We start from the raw sequence: 22,385 nt of genomic DNA on the forward strand, positions 1-22,385 counted from the left end.
CAGGTCGTTCAAAGATCAATGCGGTCAGGGCCCTATACCGTACCGGTATGATGGAGACGTATCTCGTGATGGACCTGCGCCTTTTGCGCTATTTCGTGGCGGTGGCGGATGAAGGGAACTTCAACCGCGCGGCCGAGCGCCTGCACATCGCGCAGCCGCCGCTCTCGCGCGCGATCCAGCAACTGGAAGCCCACGTCGGCGCCGCGCTGCTCGACCGGGCGAGCCGTCCGCTGCGGCTGACCTCGGTCGGCAAGCTGCTTTACGCGCAGGCGCTGCAGGTGCTCGCGCGCATGGAGGACGTGGAGACCATGGTGAAGGCGGCGGCCACCAGCCCGCGCCGTCGTCTGGTGATCGGCTTCGTCGCCTCCACCATCTACGCGCGCCTGCCCGAACTGATCCGCGAATTCCGCAAGGTGGCCGAGAACGTCGAACTGGTCATGGTCGAGGCGACGACGCTCGACCAGATCGCCGCGCTGAAGGACGGCCGCATCGACGTTGGCTTCGGTCGCATCCGCTTCGAGGATCCGGCGGTGCGCCGCATCATCCTGCGCAACGAAAAGCTGATCGCCGCCTTCCCGGTCGACCACCCACTCGCCCAGAGCGACGAGCCCATCTCCCTGCGCGATCTCGCGGAGGAACCGCAGATCATCTACCCCCGCTCGCCGCGCCCCAGCTATGCCGACCAGGTGATTTCGCTGTTCCGCGACCATGCGATAGAACCGCGCGTGGTGCATGAAGCGCGCGAACTCCAGATCGCCATCGGCCTCGTCGCGGCGGAGGAAGGCATGGCCATCGTGCCGGAATCGGTCCGCCGCGCGCGCAGCCACGACGTCGCTTTCCGCGAATTGGTGGAGCCTGCGACCTCGCCCATCATCATGAGCCACCGACCTGGCGACCGCTCGCCCGAACTGGCGCTGATGGCCTCGGTGATCGCGCGGCAATATGCGGAGTGGGGGTATGATGTGCCGGTGGCGCTGACGGAGGAGTTGTAGGGGGTCCCCTTCGTCATTGCGAGCGCAGCGAAGCAATCCAGCGGCGTGGGCCGACTTTGGATTGCTTCGCTGCGCTCGCAATGACGAAGGTGAAAAGACGCCGGATCGCGCCTGTCATACCTTTTGCGTATTCGAACGGGACTTAAACGGTATTTGTTGGAACCCGACAGGTCATTCACTTTCCCGACAAATCACACAATGTGAAACGGGAGAGGAATCGATATGCAAGGTATCGATGTAAGTCGTGTTGTCGACGAAGCCAGATTTGGAAATCTGCATCTCAAGATCGTAATAGCCTGCGCGCTGCTGCTTATAGTCGATGGCTACGACGTATTCATTTATGGCGTCGTTCTTCCCAAGCTCATGGAGCAGTGGCAACTTACCGCGCCGCAGGCCGGTTCTCTGGCAAGCTGGGCACTGTTCGGAATGATGTCCGGCGCGCTTCTGTTCGGACCGCTGGGCGACCGGATCGGCCGCAAGAAGTGCATCACCTTGTGCTTCACGCTGTTCAGCCTCGCCACCTTCCTCAACGGCTTCGTCACTACGCCGACGATGTTCGGCGTGCTGCGCTTCGCGGCGGGCCTGGGCTGCGGCGGACTGATGCCCAATGCGGTGGCGCTGACCAACGAATATGCGCCCAGGCGGATGCGGAGCACCCTCGTCGCGCTGATGTTCAGCGGCTACGCGGTGGGCGGCATGGTCGCGGCGGGCCTCGGCATCTGGCTGCTGCCGCTGTTCGGATGGCAGGCGATGTTCCTTGCCGCTGCGGTCCCGCTGGTGCTGCTGCCGCTGATCCTGCGCGGCCTGCCGGAATCGGCCGGCTTCCTCGTCCGCTCGGGTGAGCAGGACAAGGCCCGCGCCATCCTGCGGCGCCTTGCCCCCGGTGCCGCGATCGACGGTCCTCTCGTCCATCAGGAAGCCGCTGCGCCCGCATCGGTCGGCGAACTGTTCCGCAACGACCGCACGCTCGGCACGCTGTCGATGTGGCTGTGCTTCTTCTGCTGCCTGCTGATGGTCTACGCGCTCGGTTCGTGGCTGCCGCAACTGATGCGCAACGCCGGTTACAGCCTCGGCTCCAGCCTGTCGTTCCTGCTCGCGCTCAACTTCGGCGGGATGTTCGGGGCCATCGCCGGTGGCCGCCTTGCCGACCGCTTCGGATTGCCGCGCGTGGTCATGGCCTACTTCGCGCTGGGCGCGCTGTGCATCTCTCTGCTCGGCCTCAACAGCGCGATGCCGGTGCTGTACCTGCTGATCTTCATCGCCGGTGCGGGCACCACGGGCACGCAGATCCTGCTCTACGCCAGCGTCGCGGAGTTCTACAGCCTGTCGGTCCGCTCGACCGGGCTTGGCTGGGCCTCGGGCATGGGCCGCGTGGGGGCCATCGTCGGTCCGATGCTGGGCGGGCTGCTGCTCGCCGCGCAACTGCCGATGGCGCTGAACTTCCTCGCCTTCGCGGTTCCGGGCGTGATCTCGGTGCTGGCGACGGCGGTCTACACGGTCAGCCGCAACCGCCAGCGCCATCGGGAAACCTACGCCCTCGCGGCGTGAGACGATAACCATGGTCACCAGGCAAACATCGTGGATCCCGGCGATCGTCGCCGGGATCATCGCCACCACCATATCCTACGCCGGGCCGCTGGTGATCGTGTTCCAGGCCGCGAAGGGGCTGGAACCGGCCCTCGTCGCCTCATGGATCTGGGCGATCTCGATCGGCAGCGGCGTGCTCGGCATCGTGCTGAGCTGGCGCTGGCGGGTGCCGATCGTGGTGGCGTGGTCCGCGCCCGGATCGGCGCTGCTGGTGACGATGCTGCCGCAGACGGACTTTGCGACGGCGGTGGGCGCCTATATCGTCGCCAACCTCGCGGTGCTGGCGGTCGGCCTGTCGGGCGCGTTCGACCGGCTGATCGGGATGCTGCCTTCCGCGATCACCGCCGCGATGCTGGCGGGCATCCTGTTCCGCTTCGTGATCGACATGGTGGGCGCGGTGCCCTCCGCCCCCCTGATGGTCTGCGCGATGATCGCCGCGTTCTTCGCCGGACGCGTGCTCGCCCCGCGCTATGCGGTGGTCGCGGTGCTGGTGACGGGCGTGGCGCTGACCATGATCGAGGGCGGGTTGACCGGCGCCATCGGCACGCCGCGCCTGACCCTGCCGGTATGGACGACGCCCCGCTTCGACTGGACCGTAACGGCCAGCATCGCGCTACCGCTGGCGGTGGTCGCGCTGACCGGGCAGTTCCTCCCCGGCATGGCCGTGCTGCGCGCGGCGGGGTACGAAAAGCCCGACGCGCGGCCGATCATCTCAGCGAGCGCCATCGGCTCGATCCTGCTCGCGCCGTTCGGCTGCCATGGCCTCAACCTTGCCGCGTTCACCGCCGCGATCTGCCTCGGGCCGGACGCGCACCCCGATCCGGCGAAGCGATACGTGGCCGGGATCGCGGGCGGCGTGGCCTATCTCGTCTACGGCGCGTTCGCGGCCACCGTGCTGGCGCTTTTCGCCATGCTCCCGGCCACGCTGGTCGCCGCCTGTGCCGGTCTGGCGCTGTTCCCTGTCGTCTCGGTGTCGCTCAGTACCGCCCTGCGCGCAGAGCGGGGACGCGACGGTGCGCTCGTCACCTTCGCGGTAAGCACCTCGGGAATAACGCTTTTCGGACTGGGATCGGCCTTCTGGGGGCTGATCTTCGGCCTTGCGGTCCACGTGCTCCAGACCATCGCGTCGAGACCGGCGCAAGCGGCGGCCGGCTAGCCGCCCCGCTCAAAGACAAACGATAAAACGGGAGAATACCAATGTTCCAGATCATGGCGCACGCCCTCGCCGCAGCCACCGCCCAAGCCCCTGCCCTGCCTGCAGAAACCGAAGCAAAACAGACGGATACAGCCGTCTCCGTCGAAGCCGCCGCACCCGAAACCCCGAATCGCCCCAAGGCCCCGAAGCCCGCGTTCAAGCCGATCAACCACGACGAGGACTACTCCAGCTTCCGCGCGGTCCGCGACGCCAACCTCTGGACCCGCCTCAAGTATATTCCCATCGCTGGAGATACTTACGCGACACTCGGCGGCGAACTGCGCCTGCGCCCCGAACTGCGCCTCGGCGAACGCTGGGGCCGCGGCCCTCAGGACGACGACGGCAACTTCCAGCAACGCACCCGCGTCTGGGGCGACCTCCAGATCGAAGGCATTCTGCGGGCCTTCGTAGACCTTGAGCACGCCACCAGTTCCGGGCTCGATTCCGTGATGGCCCCGATCGAGGAAGGCCGCCTCGACTTCAACCAGGCTTTCATCGAGGCGCATGTCCCGGTCGGCGGCGCGAAGATCACCGCGCGGCTCGGGCGGCAGGAGATCGGCATCGGCAACCAGACCGTGTTCGACATGCGCGAGGGCGCGAACACCCGCCGTTCGCTGGATCTGCTGCGCGTCATGGGCACGGCAGGCAAGTGGGACGGTGGGTTCCTGACGGGTCACGCTGTCCTCGAAAAGCTGGGAACTTTCGACGACAAGACCAACCAAGACTACGATTTGACCGGCGTGCATGCAGGTCGCAATTTCGGGGCGGGCAGCCATACAGGCCGCGCGGAGGCGCTGTTCATCACGTCCGACCGCGCCAGCGTCGCGTTCGACAGCGAGCCCGCGGCACGCGACCAGCGCCGCACGCTGTCGCTGCGCTATGCGGGCAAGGCCGATGCCTGGAGCATCGACGTCGAGGGCATCAGGCAGTGGGGCTCGTTCGGCGATCTCGACATCGACGCCTATTATGTCACTGGCACCGTAGCGCACGGCTGGCAGGGTGGATGGAAGCCGAAGCTGGGGCTGCGGATCGACGTCGGCTCGGGCGATCGCAATCCGAATGACGGAAAAATCGGTACTTACGGGCCACTGTTCCCGAAGCCTCTCACCTACAATGGCGACCTCGGGCCGCACAACCTGATGATCTTCCAGCCCCAGCTGACGCTGCAGCCGACGAGCAAGCTGACACTGGACTTCTCGGCGGCGGGGCTGTGGCGCACCTCGATCCACGACGGCGTCTACTCGCTCGGCGGGCAGGTTCTGCGGCGCGGCAACGAGAGCGATTCCCGCTTCTTCGGCACGCGCGCCACGGCGGCCGGGCGCTATATGCTCAATCCGTTCACGACGCTTGGCTTCTACACGATCTACGGCGACGTTTCGGAGAAGTTCAAGCCGGGGCGCGACCTGTTCTACGCGGCGGGTTACCTGACCTTCCGCATCTGACCTTGCCCCGAGGCTCCGGCGCGGTATCGTTGCGGCCATGAACCGCGCCCTCCTCGCAGCATTGCCGCTGCTGCTCGTCTCCGGCCCCGCCCTTGCCCGGATATCGTCCGTCGAACAGAAGATCGTCGCTTCGGCCGATGCGGGGGCGGCGCAGAACCTCGACCTTCTCGAAAGACTGGTCGCGCAGAACAGCGGCACGCGCAACGTCGAGGGCGTGAAGAAGGTGCGCGACATGGTCGCGCCCGAACTGGAGGCGCTGGGCTTTGCGGTGCGCTGGGTACCGATGGATCAGGTCAAGCGCGCCGGGCACCTGATCGCCACGCACAAGGGCAAGGTCGGCACGACGCGGATGCTGCTGATCGGCCACCTCGACACGGTGTTCGAGCCGAGTTCGCCGTTCCAGACCGCCAGGCGGGAGGGCGACATGCTCCACGGCCCCGGTGCGGGCGACGACAAGGGCGGCATCGTCGTGATGCTGGCGGCGCTCAGGGCGATGAAGGCGGCGGGTACGCTGGCCAACGCCAACATCGAAGTCGTGCTGACCGGAGACGAGGAAGCTTCCGGCACGCCGACGTCCATCGCCCGCGCCGACCTTATCGCAGCAGGCAAGCGGGCTGACGTGGCGCTCGACTTCGAGGGACTGGTGATGATCGACGGGCAGGACTACGGCTCTGTCGCGCGACGCTCCGCCGGGGATTACACCATCACCGTCACCGGCAAGACGGCGCATTCGAGCGGCATATTCTCGCCCAGCGTCGGCAGCGGTGCGGTCTATGAACTGGCGCGGATCATCGACGCTTTCCGCCGGGAGCTGCCGGAGCCCAACCTCACCTTCAACATCGGCATCGTCGCGGGCGGTGCGACGGCGAAGCTGAGCGCAGACGAGGCGCAGGTCGAGGCGACCGGCAAGACCAACATCATCCCGCCCGTCGCCATCGCCAAGGGCGACTTCCGCGCCCTGACGCCCGATCAGGTGGAGCGGGTCAAGGCGAAGATGCAGGCCATCGTCGCCGCGCACCTGCCGGAAACCGATGCGAAGATCGCGTTCAAGGACGGCTACCCACCGATGGCTCCGACACCGGGCAACCAGAAGCTGCTGGACCGGCTCAACACGATCAATGCCGACCTCGCGCTGCCCACGATGCCTGCACTCGACCCGCTGAAGCGCGGCGCGGGCGACATCAGCTTCGTGGCGGGAGATGTTGATGGTCTTGCAGGCCTCGGCCCGAGCAGCAGCGGCGATCATACGCCGGAAGAGCGCGTCGATCTCTCCAGTTTCCCGCGCCAGATCAAGCGCGCAGCCCTTCTCATGACCCGGCTGAGCGCCGAGCGTGTGAAGCGCTGAGGGGCACCGGACGCACGTTCGCGTGCGTCCAGCATCAAGACCGCGTCGTGTCGAGGCGCTAGGGTGCCGGGCAAGCGCCATAGGAGATTGCCGCATGACCGTCGCCGAAGTCCCCTCCCCCGTCCTGACCGCTGCCGCGTGGCGCGGCGACCGGCTGATGGAAGGGCAGGACTGGGTCTACGAACTCGACGCCGCGCAGCTTGCCGAGCTTGAGGCGTTGGGCAAGCGCTTCCTCGACGAAGACCCTGATCTGCGTTTCGTGCAGGCCGAGGACTACCCCCTCGTCGCCTGCGCCGCTGCGGTGAAGTCATGGCGGGACGCCGTGGATTTCGGGCGCGGCTTCGTACTGGTGCGTGGCCTGCGTTCGGACCAGTATTCGGACGCGCTGTCGAGCGCGATCTACTACGTTCTCGGCCTGCACATGGGCGATCCGATCCGCCAGAACGAGATGGGCGACCTGCTCGACCACGTCTACGCCACCAGCGACAAGACGATGGACGATCCCACCGCCAAGTCCTCCAAGGTGCGCGACAAGCTCGTCTACCATTCGGACAGTTCGGACATCGTGGCGCTGATGTGCCTGCGCGGGGCGCGGGAGGGCGGACTGTCCTGCCTCGTCTCCGGCGCGGAAATCTACAACGAGATCCTGCGCCGCCGCCCGGACCTTGCTCACCTGCTGCTCGAACCGTTCCACTGGGACTGGCGTCGACAGGACGCGGAGGCTCCGGCGGATACCTATACCTCGCCGGTGGTGAGCGTGGAGGAAGGCGTGTTCTCGATGTACGCCGGTTCGCTCTACATCGTGACGGCGCAGGGATATCCCGGCGTGCCCAAGCTGACCGAGGATCAGCTGGAGGTGCTGCGCCTCTTCGACGAGATCACCTATGAGCCCGGCATGGCCATCGCCATGGACTTCCGCCCCGGCGACATCCAGTGGCTGTCGAACTACGCCGCGCTCCATTCGCGGACCGAGTTCTTCGACTGGCCCGAACCCCAGCGCAAGCGCCACCTGCTGCGCCTGTGGCTGTCGAGCAAGACCAACCGCCCGGTGGTGGAAGGCTTCGGCAAGAACGGCGTCGTCCAGCACCGCGCCGCGCATCGCGACGGGGTGGAACATCCCGACGCGCGCTTCTCGATCAAGGCGATGTCGGTGCCGCGCCTGCTCTCGTGACGAAAAAAGGGCGGGACAGCGGCAAGGCTGTCCCGCCCGATGTGCCGGGGGCGATTGGAGGAGTAGGGCCGCTTGCGCACGGCCCTGCCCCCGGGGGAAAGGATCAGTACTTCACGCGGATGCTCGCGCCGTAGAACTTGTCGTCGATGCGGATGTCGTGCGGGAACGACGGGGTGTCGAAGTAGCTGTAGTACTTGCCGCCGGTCACGTTCACGCCATCCACCGAGACGGTGATGTTCGGGGTCACGTCGTAGCCGACCGAGAAGTCGAGACGGCCGTTGGCCTTGACCTTGTTGAACTGGCTGGTGAAGTCCGGTCCGACGAGCGTGCCGACGCCGAACAGCGTTTCGTTGTAGCCCGAGCGCCAGGTGTAGACCACGCGGGCTGTCACACCGTACTTCTCGTAAAGCGCGCCCGCAGTGTAGTTGTACTTCGAGACGCCCAGCAGTTCCTTGCCTTCCAGCGGATCGCCGGGGGTGGTGACCTTGCTGTCGGCCAGCGTGAAGGTGCCCATCACGCCGATGCCGTCGAACCCTTCGGGCAGGAAGTCGAAGAACACCTGGCCGGCGACTTCGATGCCCTTGAGCTTCGAGGAACCAAGGTTGCGCGGCTGCGCGATCTGGTAGGTCTGACCGTTGATGACCTGGATCGAGGTCGCGGTCGCCACGCGGTCCTTCAAGTTGCGGTAGTAGCCCGCGACGGTGACGTAGCTCGATCGGCCGAAGTAGTATTCTGCCGTAAGGTCGAAGTTGTCCGACTGCTGCGCCTTGAGGTCCGGGTTGCCGCCCGAGCCCGCCAGGATGACGTTCGGGTTGCCGCCGGGAGCCGCCAGCGAGAGGCCGGGGTTCAGGTCGCCGAAGGTCGGACGCGCCACCGTCTTGGCGTAAGTCGCGCGGAACTGGAGCTGGTCGTTCGCCTTGAAGCGGATGCTCGCGTTCGGAAGGACGTAAGTGTCGTCGGTGTCGCGGCTGACCGGCTCGAAGAGATCGGTGCCGCCGGCGCCCGCGCCGATCACGCGCGAAGTGCCGTCCAGCGTGCGCTTGGTATTGACGACGCGCACGCCGACAAGGCCGTCGATCGACGAAACACTGCCGATGTCGAGCTGGTACTTGCCTTGCACGTAAGCCGCGAAGGTTTTTTCAGCCGCCTCGTAGTTGCGGGTCGGATCCCAGGCCGGATCGCCTGCCGGAGCACCGTAAAGCGCGCGCAGGTCATCCGTGTTGTTGAGCAGGTAATCCGGGTTCGGCGTGTACCAGTGCGAGCCGTTGTTGATGTAGGGGATCGAGTCCGGCGACTTCACCATGAAGTCCGACGGCAGGCCGACCGACGAAACCAGCGTGCCGCGGTTCGGTCCGGGGAAGTTCGGGCCACCGGCATAGGCGCGGAACGAGCCCGAACGATCCGAGTAACGCGCGCCGACCTGGAACTGGCGCAGGAAATCGCTGTCGATGTCGAACGCGGTGTCCAGCTTGAACGCATACTGGCGGCTGTTCGACTTGTTGAGATCCTGGAACAGCGAGTTCGCGAAGACGAAGCCCTCCGGGTTGCCGAGCGGATCGCCCTGCATCACGGTGGTGCCATGGCCGTTGTCGTCCACGATGATGTCGACCGCAGCGCCATGCTTGGCGGTGTCGACGATGATCGAGCGGTTGGCGTTCTTCGACTGGATGTAGCTGGCGTCGAACACGACATGGACGTCGTCGGTGTTCCACTTCACGCCGCCGCCCAGCACGTACTGGTCGGTGCTCTGCTTCTTCGCCTGGGTGCTGGTCAGCACGTCGACGCCGTTGAACGTCGCCGACTGGCCGATGCACAGGTTCTCGACCGTGCCCGTGGTACCGCCCGGGAAGCCCGCACCGTCCACCGGGGCCGAGAAGCAGTTGTCACCGGCAACCGCGTTGCTGATCGAGCTTCCCGCGAACAGGTCAGAGAAGATGAAGTTGGTCGCGAACTTCGAGCGATAGCCGCTGTAGAGACCGTCGACGTAGACTTCGAGTTCCGGGGTGATCTCCCACTGGAACGCGGCGTTCACCTGTGGACGGTTGTTGTGCCCGGTGTCGGTCAGACCGCCGACGCAGGTCGGCAGGACGAGGTTCGGCGCGCCTGCGGGACCGTGGTTGGTCGAACGCGGGTCGCAGTTGAACGAGATCGGGCGGCTGAAGTTGTTGCGCGTGTACGACACGTCGACGAGCAGGCCCATCTGGCCATCGCCCGCATCCCAGCGGTTCGAGACGAGCAGACCGGCGCTGTAGCTGGTCTTGTCCGAAACCTGGCCGTTGTAGACGCGGCCGTTGGCGGCGATGGTAAGGCCCTTGTCGAAGTTGAACGGCTTCTGCAGCTTCATGTCGATGGCACCGGCGACGCCGCCTTCGATGAGGTTCGCCGAGTTCGACTTGTAGACGTCGATCCCGCCGATTGCTTCGGCGGGGAGATCCTGGAACGAGAAGCCGCGACCGACGCCGGTGAAGATCTCGCGACCGTCGAGGGTCGTGATGATGTCGCCGATGCCGCGGATGATCGGGGCCTGGATTTCGTTGTTGAAGCCGTTCGAGACCTGCACGCCCGCGACGCGCTGGAGCGCGGAAGCGACGGAGGTGTCGGGCAGCTTGCCGATGTCCTCGGCAACGATCGAGTCGATGACGAGGTCCGAGTTCTTCTTCACGTTGCGCGCGGCCTCAAGGCTGGCGCGCTGGCCGGTGACGACGATCTCGTCCGACTCGCCCGCCGACGGCGGTGCGGAATCCTGAGCGAACGCGGGTACGCCAACGACGAGCGCCAGCGCGGAAGACGACAGGATAAGCGTGCGGGTAATGTTGTTCATGGTTCCTCCCCTTCGAACTACACCTCGGCCCCTTGGCAGGCCTTGGCCGCTCCATAGCCCTGTGATTCTGGTCCTACAAGCCATATTTGTAGGATAAATAGGTTGCCAGCAAAAATAGCGGGTGGTAGCGGCATTGGGGCAACGCTCCCGCGAGACGCCCGCTCCGCGCGGCGCAGGATGGAAACGAGCGAGATTATGGGAGGCGAACATTTCTTCCGCTGACGAGAGCAATACCGGCCCCGCCATGACTGGAGCCGCCCCGAAGCTGCGTTCGCGCGCATGGTTCGACGATCCGAGCCACCCGGACATGACCGCGCTCTATCTTGAGCGCTATCTGAACTACGGCCTCTCCATCGAGGAGATGCAGTCCGGTCGTCCGATCATCGGCATCGCGCAGTCGGGCAGCGATTTGGTGCCGTGCAACCGCCACCATCTGGTGCTGGCGGAGCGCATCAAGGCGGGTATCCGCGACGCGGGCGGCATTCCGATCGAGTTCCCCAGCCATCCGCTACAGGAAACCGGCAAGCGCCCGACGGCGGGTCTCGACCGCAATCTCGCTTACATCAGCCTTGTCGAACTGCTCTACGGCTACCCGCTCGACGGCGTGGTGCTGACTATCGGCTGCGACAAGACGACGCCTTCCTCGCTGATGGCGGCGGCGACCGTGAACATCCCCGCGATCGCACTGTCGGTCGGACCGATGCTGAACGGCTGGTACGAAGGCAAGCGCACCGGCGCAGGCACCATCGTGTGGAAGGCCCGCGAGATGCTCGCCAAGGGCGAACTGGACTATCAGGGCTTCCTGAAGCTGGTCGCCTCGGGCTCGCCCTCCACCGGCTATTGCAACACCATGGGCACCGCGACGACGATGAACTCGCTGGCCGAAGCATTGGGCATGTCGCTGCCCGGCTCCGCCGCGATCCCCGCGCCCTACCGCGACCGTCAGGAATGCGCGTGGGAGACGGGCCGCGCCATCGTCGAGATGGTGAAGGCGGACCGCAAGCCGTCCGACATTCTGACCCGCTCCGCGTTTCTCAACGCCATTCGCGTCAACTCGGCCATCGGCGGCTCCACCAACGCGCCGATTCACCTCAACGCCATCGCCCGCCATATCGGCGTCGAACTGACGCTGGAGGACTGGGAGCAGACCGGCGCCGACGTGCCGCTGCTGGTCAACCTGCAGCCCGCCGGTGAGTATCTGGGCGAGGACTACTACCGCGCGGGCGGCGTCCCTGCCGTGATGGGCGAACTCAGCAAGGCCGGCCTGATCGACGGCACCGCGATGACCGCGAACGGCAAGACCGTGGCCGAAAACATCGTCGGTGCGCGCATCGTCGATACCGACGTGATCCGTCCGTTCGAGCAGCCGCTCAAGGAAGCGGCGGGGCTGACCGTGCTCAGGGGCAACCTGTTCGAGGGTGCGGTGATGAAGCTCTCGGTGATCTCCGAGGAATTCCGCAGCCGCTACCTGTCCGACCCCGAACATCCGGACGTCTTCACCGGCCGCGTAGTCGTGTTCGACGGGCCGGAGGACTATCACGCCCGCATCGACGAGCCGGAACTGGGCATCGACCAGAACACGATCCTCGTCATCCGTGGCGCGGGCCCGGTCGGCTATCCCGGTGGCGCCGAAGTCGTGAACATGCGCCCGCCCGCTGCGCTGATCCGCGCAGGCGTCCACGCCCTGCCCTGCATCGGCGACGGTCGCCAGTCCGGCACTTCGGGAAGCCCCTCGATCCTGAACGCCTCGCCCGAAGCGGCAGTCGGCGGCGGCCTTGCCCTGCTACGCACCGGCGACAAGGTCCGCATCGACCTGAAGAACCGCAGCGCCGACATGCTCGTCGATGATGCCGAGATCGCTCGCCGTCGCGAGGAATTGGTCGAGATCGAAACCCGCGTGACGCCGGAATCGCAGACGCCCTGGCAGGAAATCCAGCGCAGCCTCGTCGGCCAGTTCGCGACCGGCGCAATCCTCGAAGGCTCGGAGAAGTACCAGCGCATCGCCCAGACGCGCGGCTTGCCGAGGGACAGCCACTGATGGTCAAGGTCATCGCCCGTGACCGTGCGGACGTGCTCGGCGAAGGGCTGTTCTGGGATGCGCGCGCCGGGAAGCTCCTGTGGACCGACATCCTCGGCAAGCGCGTCAACCGCCTGGCGCCGGAGACGGGCGAGGTCGAAAGCTGGGAGATGCCCGACGTCACCGGCTGGATCATCGGCGCGGAGACGGGCGGCTATGTTGCCGGGATCGGCCGCTCGATCGCGCGGGTCTCGCTCGATCCGTTCTCGGTCGAGACCATCGCCGACATTCCCGGCCAGACCAGCATCAACCGCGTGAACGACGCCGCCGCCGACCCCGAGGGCCGTCTGTGGCTGGGCACGATGCCGTTCTCCTGCGACGTGCCGACCGGCGGATTCTGGCGCTTCGACGGCGAAGTCAGCCGTGCCGACGCGACGCCCTATACCATCCCCAACGGCCCGGCGATCGACCCGGCGGGATGCTTCCTGCTGCACACCGACAGCGCGATGGGCGTGATCTTCCGCTATGCGCTGGAAGACGGCCAGTTGGGCGAACGTCAGCCCTTCATCGCGTTCGAGGACGGCTGGGGCTCGCCCGATGGCATGACCTTCGATGCCGAGGGCCATTTGTGGGTCGCATGCTGGGGCGCTTCCTGCCTCACCCGCTTCTCGCCCGAAGGTGTGCCCGTCCGCCGCATCGAGCTGCCCGCAAGCCAGATCAGCAACTGCGTGTTCGGCGGCGCGGACCTTGACCGGATGTTCGTCACCAGCTCCGCCAACGGCGTGGATGAGAAACACGGCGGCGCGCTGTTCGAGATCGACCCAGGTGTGTGCGGTGTACCGGCGTTCCTGTATCGGGGATGACGATAGCACTCTCCCCCGTCATTGTGAGCGACGACGTGGTTTGAATACAAAGGTTTAAAGGAGAGACGATGCTGAGGACCATAGCCACCGCCGCGCTGCTGTGCGCGGCATCCACGACCGCGCTGGCCGCCGAAGCGAAGCGCGAGGCTTTCGGCACGATGCCGGACGGCACCGCCGTGGAGGCCGTCACCCTGACCAACGCCAGGGGCATGTCGGTCCGCGTGATGACGCTCGGCGCCTCGATCCAGCAGGTCATGATGCCGGGCAAGGACGGCAAGGCGGTGGACATCGCAGTGGGCTACGACAGCCTCGATGGCTACGCGAAGGACGGCCAGTTCTTCGGCGCCACCGTGGGCCGGGTCGCCAACCGCATCGCCAAGGGCAAGTTCACGTTCGACGGCAAGGAATACACCACGCCGGTCAACAACGGCCCCAACTCGCTGCACGGCGGCACCAAGGGCTTCGACAAGGTCGTGTGGAGCGTGCGCGAGGTGAGGAGCGGCAAAAGCGCCAGCGTCACCATGCGCTACGTCAGCCCCGACGGCGACATGGGCTATCCCGGCATGCTCACCACCGACGCGACTTATGCGCTGGACGAGCAGGACAACCTGACCATCACCTACACCGCGACGACGGACAAGCCGACCGTCGTGAACATCTCCAACCACGCCTACTGGAACCTCGCGGGACCGGGCCGGACGGCGATGGATCACGTCCTGACGATCCCCGCCGACCGCTTCACCCCGACCGACGAAACCTCGATCCCCGTCGGCCAGCACAAGAGCGTCGCGGGCACCGTGTTCGACTTCCGCCAGCCCACTCCGGTAGGCGCGCGCGTGCGCGAAGGCGGCGACGCGCAGATCCGTTATGGCCGTGGCTACGACCACAACTGGGTCGTCGGCGATGCGGTGACCAAGGACCAGCACCTGATGGCTCGCGTCACCGAGCCGACCTCGGGTCGCGGGTTCGAGGTCTGGTCGAACCAGCCGGGGCTCCAGTTCTATTCGGGCAACTTCATGGACGGCACGATCGTCGGCAAGTCCGGCCAGATCTACCGCGAGGGGGACAGCCTCGTCTTCGAGCCGCAGCTTTTCCCGGATAGCCCGAACCAGTCGCAGTTCCCGTCGGTCCGCCTTGATCCGGGCAAGACCTACCAGAACGTCATCACCTACAAGTTCTTCGTTACGCAGTAAGAGGGGAATACCTGTGAAAGCTCTCGCAACCGCCTTGCTGGCAGCCACCGCCGCGCTGGTGGCCATGCCCGCCGAGGCCCGCCCGCAGTGGACGCCCGCAGAGGCAAAGGCATGGTACGCCAAGCAGCCCTGGCTGGTCGGCTCCAACTTCGCGCCCGCCAACGCGATCAACCAGTTCGAAATGTGGCAGGAAGCCACCTGGGACCCCAAGCGCATCGACTACGAGCTGGGTCTGGCCGAGAACATCGGCATGAACACTATGCGCGTGTTCCTGCACGACCAGCTCTGGCAGCAGGATCCCGAAGGCTTCAAGAAGCGCATCGACGAATTCCTGACGATCGCCGCGAAGCACAAGATCAAGCCGCTGTTCGTGCTGTTCGACAGCTGCTGGGATCCGGTGCCGGTGCTCGGGCCCCAGCATCCGCCGATCCCCGGCGTCCACAACTCCGGCTGGGTGCAGGGCCCCGGCCTTCCCGCCATGCGCGATCCCTCGCAGGAGCCGCGCTTCAAGGCCTACGTGCAGGGGCTGATCGGCGCTTACGCCAAGGACGACCGCATCCTCGGCTGGGATCTGTGGAACGAGCCCGACAACGGCGCGGACCAGTACAAGGGCCAGGAAGGCAAGCAGGAACTGGTCCTCGCCCTGCTTACCAAGGTCTACGGCTGGGCGCGCGAGGCGGAGCCGACGCAGCCGCTGACCTCGGGCGTGTGGCAGCATGACGACTGGAAGACCGAGAGCGCGCTGTCGCCGATGGAGAAGCTCCAGCTCACGCAGTCGGACGTGATCTCGTTCCACGACTACAACTGGCCCGAGAAGTTCCAGGACCGCGTGAACCAGCTCAAGGTCTACGGCCGCCCGATCCTCTGCACCGAATACATGGCGCGCGGCAACGGCTCGACCTTCGACGGCTCGCTGCCCATCGGCAAGCGCGAGAACGTGGCGATGATGAACTGGGGCTTCGTCGACGGCAAGACGCAGACCCGCCTGCCGTGGGATTCGTGGAAGAAGCCCTACACCATGGAGGAGCCGACGATCTGGTTCCACGAGGTCTTCCACACCGACGGCACCCCCTATCGCCAGTCCGAGGTGGACCTGATCCGCACGCTGGCGAAGGCGCCGAAGGGCGTCGTTCCGGCAGCGAAGAAGTAAACGATCCCGGACCGTCATTGCGAGCGAAGCGAAGCAATCCCACGAGGCTTTGGCTTTCGCCGGATTGCTTCGCGGCTTACCGCTCGCAATGACGAATGATTTGCAATGAATGGTCTGGACAAGAGCGGGACTACTCCGACAAGAAGGGCGTAATGCGCAACCTCACGTTCCTTGCCGCCCTGAGCGGTCTCGCTCTTGCCGCCACCACGGCTTCCGCTTCGGCCCATGCCGCGCCGGTCTGGGCGGGAGCCTGGGGCTATGCCCCAGCCGACGCCGGTTCGGGCGATCCCGAGCAGCCGGCGGGAACCTACCGCTACCGCGTGCGACTGACGCAGGCGGGTGACGCGATGCAGCTCAGCATCAGCAATGCCGAGGGCGACAGGCCGCTCGGCATTGCCGGTGTGACCATCTCCAGCCCGTCCGGCCCGGTCGGGACGGAGATCGGCGCCAACCCGGTCCACACGATCCGGTTTTCCGGCTTGCAGGCGGTGGCGCTGCCCAAGGGGCATACGGTCGTCAGCGCCCCCATCATCGCGCCGTTCCACAACGCGCAGGACGTGATCGTCAGCGTCAGTTTCTCCACGCCTTCCAAGCCCGGACGCACGAACCTGGGGCTGGAAATGGCCTTTGCGCCAACCACGCCGGGAGCGACGTTCACGCCGATCAAGGTGCGGCCCTATCTCTCGCTGGTTTCCGTGCGCAGTAGCCAGGCGCCCTGCACCGTCGTCGCCTTCGGGGATTCCATCACCGACGGCTTCCTCGGCCTCTCCCCGCAGACGCGCGGATGGCCGGGCCGTCTGGCAGAGCGCCTAGCCGCGCTTCCGGCATCGCAGCGCTGCGGCGTGGTCAACATGGGCATCAGCGGCAACCGCGTGCTCAAGCAGGGCCGTGCCACCTCCGCGCTCGACCGCTTCTGGCGCGACGTGGCGAGCGTGCCCAACGTGACGCATGTCATCCTGCTCGAAGGCATCAACGACATCGGCGCCGGCGCGGAAAGCGGGCCGGACGCGGTGACGCCGGACCAGTTGATCTACGGCTACCGCCAGTTCGTTGCGCGCGCCCATGCGCTCGGGATCAAGGTGCTCGGCGGCACGCTGACGCCTGCTTTGCGCGCCGGGTACATGTCGCCGGTCAAGGAACAGACGCGGCAGGCGGTCAATGCGGCGATCCGCAGCCAGAAGATCTTCGACGGCGTGGTCGATTTCGACGCCGCCGTGCGCAGTCCGACGGTCCCTGCGGACATGAAGCCGGAGTTCGACCCGGGCGATCACCTGCACCCGAATGACGCGGGCCTTCGCGCGATGGGCGATGCGGTGAACCTGTCGCTGCTCAAGCCTTGAGGGTGGATGCGGTGACTTCAGGGCGCTCGGCCTGACTCTTCGAACAAGCTCGTGTTCTAATTGAAAACATTGTCGTCATCCCCGCGAAGGCGGGGATCCATCTGATGCCCCCGCAAAAGGCGCCGTCAGGAGATGGGTTCCCGCCTTCGCGGGAATGACGATAATGGGCTCGAACGCGATTGAGTCCGGGGGCGCTTGCAAACGCGCTCAGGCTGAGCTTGTCGAAGCCCCATGTGACCCTCTGCGCCTCACGCCTTCCCCAACCGTTCCGCCACCTCCAGCGCCGCGCGCTCGCCGGTCGCGGCGGCCGCGTCCATGCCGGGCTCCACGTCGCGCGTGTGCTCGCCCGCGAAGTGCAGGCGGTGCCAGGGCTCGGCGATGGCGGCGCCGAAGCGGCTGACCTGTCCCGGGCGGAAGATGTGCTTGTTGCCGCCGACGAAGGGATTGCGCCGCCAGCTGTGCTGGCCGAGCGGCCGGATCGCGCCCGCCATCGCCGGACGCACGCGCACCAGTTCGGCCATCGCCAGCTCCGCGGCCTTGTCGGGCGAGAGCGCGTCGAACGGCAGCGTCCCCGCGCCGTTGATCCACACGTCCAGCCACTCGACCGCGCCGCTCTCCCCCTTGTTGGCGAAGACGCGCTCGATCGCGCCGTCGGTGATGAGGCCCGGTTCCAGCCCGTCGCGCTCCCAGTAGGGCGCGGTCACGGCGAAGAAGAAGTGCGAGGTGCCCATGTAGAGCGCATCGTCGATCGACTCCGCCCGCAATCCGGTCGGGTGCGGGGAGATGGCGATGCGCGACAGCGCGGTCAGCGGCACGGCGGAGACGACATAGGCGCAGGCGATCCGCGAACCGTCGGCGCAGGTGACTTCGCAACCGGTGCCGGTCATGTCGATCGCCGTCACCGGCACCCCGCAGCGCACCGGCGCGCCGAGGCCCTGCGCGACCGCCTCGGGCAGCGTGTCCGATCCGCCCGCGATATAGTGAAAGTCCCCGGTGCCCGCTTCGTAGACCGAGTTCTTCTGTCCGCCACCCTGCTTGCCCCATGACGCGATGGACTGGAGTTCCTTCATCTGGAACAGCGCCGATGTCGTCTCCAGCGTCTCGCAGTTGCTGGTGATGCCGATCAGGCGGATCGCCTCTTCGGAGAGCCCGCACTCGCGGTAGAAGCGGTCGAGCGGGATGTCCCACCGGGCATACGCCGGGTCGCGCCAGGCGTCGGGAGCGGGGAGTTTGCCGAAGCGGTTTATCATCGCCACTTCCAGTTGCGCGATGGCGATGGCGCGCTCGTCGCCCACGGTGCGGTTGGCGGGAGACTGCGCCCAGTCACCGCCCGCGCCGCTCGCGCCGTTGATCGCCCAGGCCATGCCGCCGCGCCGGTGCGGCGGGACCAGCGCGACGCCGAACCGCTCGGCAAGCCCGCGCACGCGGCCGTACTCGGGACCGATGGTGGTCGCGCCGCAGTCGAAGTAGCCGTCCGCCGTGCGCAGCGTGTGGAGCCTTCCGCCCGGCTTGTCCTGCGCTTCCAGCACCATGACCTTAGCGCCGAGGTCGGTCAGGATCGTCGCCGCGTTGAGGCCCGCCAGCCCCGCGCCGATCACCACCACGTCGCACTTCTCCACCGCCGCGCGGGCGGGAACGGCGGCGAGCGAAAGCGCGAACAGGCCCGACTGGCCGAGCATGGTGCGGCGGGTGATCGCCATTGCAGTCTCCGATTATCCTGTGACCCTCCTGCATTCACGGGCCGGGCGCGCAGCCGCCACTTCGGCGCGACGCCGCGTTCGCCTGCCGGACAGGCTAAGGTCAGCCCGGAAAGCCGACGACGAGGAAGTCCATCACTACCCGCGCGCGCATCGGCATGCGCATGCCGCGAAAGCCGTGGGCGACGAGCACCTCGATCGGCGGGATCGTGCAGCCGGGGAGCACCTCGACCAGAAGCCCGCGCGCCAGATCCTCCTCGACCTGGATGCGTGGCAGCATCGCGATGCCCAGCCCGCCGCGCGTCGCGCGCAGCACCGCCTCGCTGCTGCTGGCGCGCAGGAAGCCGGAGACGCGCAGTTCCTCGCCGTCGACCGGCCACGGCTCAGGCCGCGCCGCGTAGCCGTAGGTGATGCACTCGTGCGCGGCGAGGTCGGCGACGTTTCCGGGCGCGCCGCGTGCTTCGAGGTAGCCCGGCGACGCAACCAGCATGCGGGGCAGCAGGCCGAGCAGTTCCGCGCCTGCGGTGCCTTCCGGCCCTACCGCCAGCCAGAGGTCGAGCCCGCCGTCGTCGGCGGCGTCGCGCCAGTCGGCGAAGAACATCTCGACCGTCAGTTCGGGATGCTGCGCCCGCAAGTCCGCCAACCGCTGCGCATAGTGCAGGCCCAGCGCCGTCGTCACGCCGAGCCGCACCAGCCCGCGCGCCGCCACGGCTCCGGCAAGGTCCGTCTCCGCCATGCCTACCTGGTCGAGAATCGCCACGGCATGTTCCAGCAGCCGCTCTCCGTCCGCGGTCAGGGCCTGCCGCCTCGTCGTTCGCTGGAACAGCCTCACGCCGAAGTATGATTCGAGATCGGCGATGGCGCGCGCTATCGTGGTGTGGCTGAGGTTCTGGCGTCGCCCGAGCGCGGAGAAGCTGCCTTCCTCGTTCAGGCGCACGAACAGGCGCAGTGATCGGATGAGATCGCTCATCTGCACGCCTTTAGCACAAGTGATCTGCTTATTTGAGATATTGTCTTCACACGCGCACGGATCAAATGGGAATGGCGGCCCCCAGAAGGCCACCCTATCGAGAGGCAATCCATGACAGACCGTATCGCCCGCGCCGACTTGCGTTCCAAAGTCATGTCCGCAGCCGACGCCGCCGCGCTCATCCAGCACGGGCAGACCGTGGGCATGAGCGGCTTCACCGGCTCCGGCTATCCCAAGGCGGTGCCGATGGCGCTCGCCGCGCGGATCGAGGCGGAGCACGCCGCCGGTCGCGCGATGCGCGTGAAGGTCTGGACCGGCGCCTCGACCGGCCCCGAGCTCGACGGCGCGCTGGCGAAGGCGGACGGCATCGAACTGCGCCTGCCCTACAACTCCGACCCCATCGCGCGGGAGCGGATCAACAAGGGCGAGATGGACTATCTCGACATGCATCTGTCGCAGGTGGCGCCGATGGCGTGGCAGGGCTTCCTCGGCCCACTCGACGTGGCGGTGGTCGAAGTGACCGCGATCCGCCCGGACGGCTCACTGGTGCCCTCGTCCTCGGTCGGCAACAACAAGACCTGGCTGGACCGCGCCGACGCGGTGATCCTCGAGGTCAATTCGTGGCAGAACCCGGCGCTGGAGGGGATGCACGACATCTATTACGGCACCGCGCTGCCCCCGCATCGCGTCCCGATCCCCCTCGTCCGTCCCGACGACCGCATCGGGCAGCCGACGCTGCAGTGCGACCCTTCCAAGATCGTCGCCATCGTCGAGACCGACGCGCCCGACCGCAACCTGCCCTTCACGCCGCCGGATGCCAGCGCGCTGAAGATCGCCGATCACATCATCGAGTTCCTCAGCCACGAAGTCGCCAAGGGCCGCCTGCCCGCCTCGCTGCTGCCGATCCAGTCGGGCGTGGGCAACATCGCGAATGCCGTGCTGACCGGCCTCGTCAACGGCCCGTTCGACGACCTGACCGCCTATACCGAGGTGATCCAGGACGGCATGCTCGACCTGATCGACGCCGGGAAGCTGCGCATGGCATCGGCCACCGCATTCTCGCTGAGCCCGGAGGCCGCGACGCGCATCAACGCCGAGATGGAGCGCTATCGCTCGCGCATGATCCTGCGCCCGCAGGAGATCAGCAACCACCCCGAACTGATCCGCCGCCTCGGCTGCATCGCCATGAACGGGCTGATCGAGGCCGACATCTATGGCAACGTCAATTCCACCTGCGTCATGGGCAGCCGCATCCAGAACGGCATCGGCGGCTCGGGCGACTTCGCGCGCAACGCCTATGTCTCGATCTTCATGACGCCCTCGACGGCCAAGGGCGGGGCGATCTCCGCCATCGTGCCGCAGGCGGCCCATGTCGACCACATCATGCAGGACGTCGCTGTGCTCGTCACCGAGCAGGGCCTTGCCGACCTGCGCGGCCTGACCCCGCGCAAGCGCGCCGCGCTGGTGATCGAGAACTGCGCGCACCCGACCTACCGCGACGCCCTGCGCGACTACTACGACCGCGCCTACCACGCATCGTATGGCCGCCATGCCCCCTCGCTGCCGAGCGAGGCGCTTTCGTGGCACCAGCGGTTCATCGATACCGGCACGATGCTGCCGGCCTGATCGACCCTGATCGACCGGCGGCGGGAGAGGCGCGATGCCTCTCCCTTTCGCCTGGCGGGTTCAGGATGACGAAAGGGTTCGGAGGTTACCGGCGGCGCAACCATGACCCTTCCCATGCTCACCAAAATGACAGTCCGGTCATACTGGACTCTGCCTGACCCCCAACCTATATACCGCTCGGTATGAAATGTTCGGCCCCCTCTGCGGTCCGCGGCCGTCCCCGCGAATTCGACCCTGACGACGCTCTCGCAGCCGCGCTGCGGGTGTTCTGGACTCGCGGCTACGAAGGCGCGTCCATGGCGGAACTGACCGAGGCGATGGGCATCACCAAGCCCAGCCTCTACGCCTGTTTCGGCAACAAGGAAGCGCTCTTCAAGAAGGCCTTGGACCTCTACGAGCGCGACAAGCTGGCCTATATCGGCACCGCGCTCGAAGCCCCCACCGCACGCGGCGTCGCCGAGCGGCTGCTCAACGGTGCGCTCGCGACTCACTGCGGCCAGAACGATCCGCATGGCTGCCTCGGCGTCATCAGCACCGTCGCCTGCATGACCGAGGCGGATTCGATCCGCTCCGACGTCATCAAGCGTCGTGCCTCCTCGGAAGCCGCCGTCGTCAAGCGTTTCGAACAGGCCCGCGACGAAGGCGACCTTCCCGACAGCATCTGCCCGGTGAAGCTGGCAGGATGCCTGACCACCCAGCTTCAGGGCCTTTCGGTCAAGGCGCAGGGCGGCGCCGGACCGGAGGAACTGCAGGGCAGTATCGACACCTTCCTGTCGATCTGGCCGGGGCGCTGACAAACACGTCATCCCGGACCTGATCCGGGACCGGTGGCTGTCTTTAGCCAGTATCCTGCGGAAGCCCCCGGCGTTCAACGGTAGCCGGGCCGTTCACGGCCAGTGGTCCCGGAGCAAGCCCGGGACGACGAAATGGACCCCATTTCGCACCTGCGAAAAAATTTCGTTCAACGGGCATTCAG

16 protein-coding genes are annotated in these 22,385 nt (G+C 66.6%); 13 read left to right on the forward strand and 3 right to left on the reverse strand.

Features of this window, described 5'->3' with window-relative positions; translation table 11 throughout:
• Nucleotides 1-68 precede the first annotated feature (68 nt).
• The 6 genes from LO787_RS08200 (at nt 69) to LO787_RS08225 (ending at nt 7,732) form a co-directional block, all read left to right on the forward strand.
• Nucleotides 69-992 (forward strand): LysR family transcriptional regulator, encoded by a 924-nt coding sequence (locus LO787_RS08200; RefSeq protein WP_232495354.1) that lies wholly within the window; start codon nt 69-71, stop codon nt 990-992.
• A 222-nt stretch (nt 993-1,214) separates the two neighbouring features.
• A complete protein-coding gene (locus tag LO787_RS08205) occupies nt 1,215-2,540 on the forward strand; it encodes an MFS transporter (RefSeq protein ID WP_232495355.1) in 1,326 nt (441 codons plus the stop codon).
• A gap of 10 nt (nt 2,541-2,550) precedes the next feature.
• Nucleotides 2,551-3,735 carry a benzoate/H(+) symporter BenE family transporter gene (locus LO787_RS08210; protein WP_232495356.1) on the forward strand — a complete coding sequence of 395 codons (1,185 nt, stop codon included), beginning with the start codon at nt 2,551-2,553 and terminating at the stop codon, nt 3,733-3,735.
• Between the two features lie 41 nt (nt 3,736-3,776).
• Complete coding sequence (locus LO787_RS08215; protein WP_232495357.1) at nt 3,777-5,216, forward strand: alginate export family protein; 1,440 nt, start codon at nt 3,777-3,779, stop codon at nt 5,214-5,216.
• 37 nt (nt 5,217-5,253) lie between these two features.
• Nucleotides 5,254-6,561 (forward strand): M20/M25/M40 family metallo-hydrolase, encoded by a 1,308-nt coding sequence (locus LO787_RS08220; RefSeq protein WP_232495358.1) that lies wholly within the window; start codon nt 5,254-5,256, stop codon nt 6,559-6,561.
• A gap of 94 nt (nt 6,562-6,655) precedes the next feature.
• Complete coding sequence (locus tag LO787_RS08225) at nt 6,656-7,732, forward strand: TauD/TfdA family dioxygenase (protein WP_232495359.1); 1,077 nt, start codon at nt 6,656-6,658, stop codon at nt 7,730-7,732.
• A 103-nt stretch (nt 7,733-7,835) separates the two neighbouring features.
• Here the strand turns inward: LO787_RS08225 and LO787_RS08230 are convergent, their stop codons facing one another.
• Complete coding sequence (locus LO787_RS08230; protein WP_232495360.1) at nt 7,836-10,553, reverse strand: TonB-dependent receptor; 2,718 nt, start codon at nt 10,551-10,553, stop codon at nt 7,836-7,838.
• Between the two features lie 244 nt (nt 10,554-10,797).
• On the opposite strand from LO787_RS08230, the gene LO787_RS08235 reads away from it, so the two are divergent.
• The 5 genes from LO787_RS08235 (at nt 10,798) to LO787_RS08255 (ending at nt 17,116) form a co-directional block, all read left to right on the forward strand.
• The gene (locus LO787_RS08235) at nt 10,798-12,591 is read left to right on the forward strand and encodes an IlvD/Edd family dehydratase (RefSeq protein WP_232495361.1); all 1,794 of its coding nucleotides are present in this window, start codon (nt 10,798-10,800) and stop codon (nt 12,589-12,591) included.
• Nucleotides 12,591-13,433, forward strand: a complete 843-nt coding sequence (locus LO787_RS08240; protein WP_232495362.1) for an SMP-30/gluconolactonase/LRE family protein — start codon at nt 12,591-12,593, stop codon at nt 13,431-13,433. The genes LO787_RS08235 and LO787_RS08240 overlap by 1 nt, the downstream gene beginning before the upstream one ends.
• Before the next feature lie 68 nt (nt 13,434-13,501).
• Entirely contained in the window at nt 13,502-14,626 is a 1,125-nt protein-coding gene (locus tag LO787_RS08245) for an aldose epimerase family protein (protein ID WP_232495363.1), read from the forward strand.
• Between the two features lie 13 nt (nt 14,627-14,639).
• Nucleotides 14,640-15,776 (forward strand): glycoside hydrolase 5 family protein, encoded by a 1,137-nt coding sequence (locus LO787_RS08250; protein WP_232495364.1) that lies wholly within the window; start codon nt 14,640-14,642, stop codon nt 15,774-15,776.
• 152 nt (nt 15,777-15,928) lie between these two features.
• A complete protein-coding gene (locus LO787_RS08255; RefSeq protein WP_232495365.1) occupies nt 15,929-17,116 on the forward strand; it encodes an SGNH/GDSL hydrolase family protein in 1,188 nt (395 codons plus the stop codon).
• 248 nt (nt 17,117-17,364) lie between these two features.
• Here the strand turns inward: LO787_RS08255 and LO787_RS08260 are convergent, their stop codons facing one another.
• Together LO787_RS08260 and LO787_RS08265 are read right to left on the reverse strand one after the other, a co-directional pair.
• Nucleotides 17,365-18,816, reverse strand: coding sequence for a flavin monoamine oxidase family protein (locus LO787_RS08260; RefSeq protein WP_232495366.1), 1,452 nt, complete (start codon nt 18,814-18,816; stop codon nt 17,365-17,367).
• A 100-nt stretch (nt 18,817-18,916) separates the two neighbouring features.
• Nucleotides 18,917-19,783, reverse strand: coding sequence for a LysR family transcriptional regulator (locus tag LO787_RS08265; RefSeq protein WP_232495367.1), 867 nt, complete (start codon nt 19,781-19,783; stop codon nt 18,917-18,919).
• Nucleotides 19,784-19,894: 111 nt separating this feature from the next.
• Between LO787_RS08265 and LO787_RS08270 the strand changes: the two genes are divergently transcribed.
• Together LO787_RS08270 and LO787_RS08275 are read left to right on the forward strand one after the other, a co-directional pair.
• Entirely contained in the window at nt 19,895-21,409 is a 1,515-nt protein-coding gene (locus tag LO787_RS08270; protein WP_232495368.1) for an acetyl-CoA hydrolase/transferase family protein, read from the forward strand.
• 182 nt (nt 21,410-21,591) lie between these two features.
• Nucleotides 21,592-22,203, forward strand: a complete 612-nt coding sequence (locus LO787_RS08275; RefSeq protein ID WP_232495369.1) for a TetR/AcrR family transcriptional regulator — start codon at nt 21,592-21,594, stop codon at nt 22,201-22,203.
• Nucleotides 22,204-22,385: the final 182 nt, after the last annotated feature.

Origin of the sequence: Novosphingobium kaempferiae (assembly GCF_021227995.1) — a bacterium.
Lineage (GTDB): Bacteria > Pseudomonadota > Alphaproteobacteria > Sphingomonadales > Sphingomonadaceae > Novosphingobium > Novosphingobium kaempferiae.

Excerpts from the sequence above, each read along its gene's own strand:
- LO787_RS08230 (WP_232495360.1), bottom strand. The coding sequence starts at position 10,553 with ATGAACAACATTACCCGCACGCTTATCCTGTCGTCTTCCGCGCTGGCG.
- LO787_RS08275 (WP_232495369.1), top strand. The coding sequence starts at position 21,592 with ATGAAATGTTCGGCCCCCTCTGCGGTCCGCGGCCGTCCCCGCGAATTC.
- LO787_RS08260 (WP_232495366.1), bottom strand. The coding sequence starts at position 18,816 with ATGGCGATCACCCGCCGCACCATGCTCGGCCAGTCGGGCCTGTTCGCG.
- LO787_RS08235 (WP_232495361.1), top strand. The coding sequence starts at position 10,798 with ATGACTGGAGCCGCCCCGAAGCTGCGTTCGCGCGCATGGTTCGACGAT.
- LO787_RS08225 (WP_232495359.1), top strand. The coding sequence starts at position 6,656 with ATGACCGTCGCCGAAGTCCCCTCCCCCGTCCTGACCGCTGCCGCGTGG.
- LO787_RS08270 (WP_232495368.1), top strand. The coding sequence starts at position 19,895 with ATGACAGACCGTATCGCCCGCGCCGACTTGCGTTCCAAAGTCATGTCC.
- LO787_RS08200 (WP_232495354.1), top strand. The coding sequence starts at position 69 with ATGGACCTGCGCCTTTTGCGCTATTTCGTGGCGGTGGCGGATGAAGGG.
- LO787_RS08220 (WP_232495358.1), top strand. The coding sequence starts at position 5,254 with ATGAACCGCGCCCTCCTCGCAGCATTGCCGCTGCTGCTCGTCTCCGGC.
- LO787_RS08240 (WP_232495362.1), top strand. The coding sequence starts at position 12,591 with ATGGTCAAGGTCATCGCCCGTGACCGTGCGGACGTGCTCGGCGAAGGG.
- LO787_RS08245 (WP_232495363.1), top strand. The coding sequence starts at position 13,502 with ATGCTGAGGACCATAGCCACCGCCGCGCTGCTGTGCGCGGCATCCACG.
- LO787_RS08255 (WP_232495365.1), top strand. The coding sequence starts at position 15,929 with ATGCGCAACCTCACGTTCCTTGCCGCCCTGAGCGGTCTCGCTCTTGCC.
- LO787_RS08265 (WP_232495367.1), bottom strand. The coding sequence starts at position 19,783 with ATGAGCGATCTCATCCGATCACTGCGCCTGTTCGTGCGCCTGAACGAG.
- LO787_RS08205 (WP_232495355.1), top strand. The coding sequence starts at position 1,215 with ATGCAAGGTATCGATGTAAGTCGTGTTGTCGACGAAGCCAGATTTGGA.
- LO787_RS08210 (WP_232495356.1), top strand. The coding sequence starts at position 2,551 with ATGGTCACCAGGCAAACATCGTGGATCCCGGCGATCGTCGCCGGGATC.
- LO787_RS08215 (WP_232495357.1), top strand. The coding sequence starts at position 3,777 with ATGTTCCAGATCATGGCGCACGCCCTCGCCGCAGCCACCGCCCAAGCC.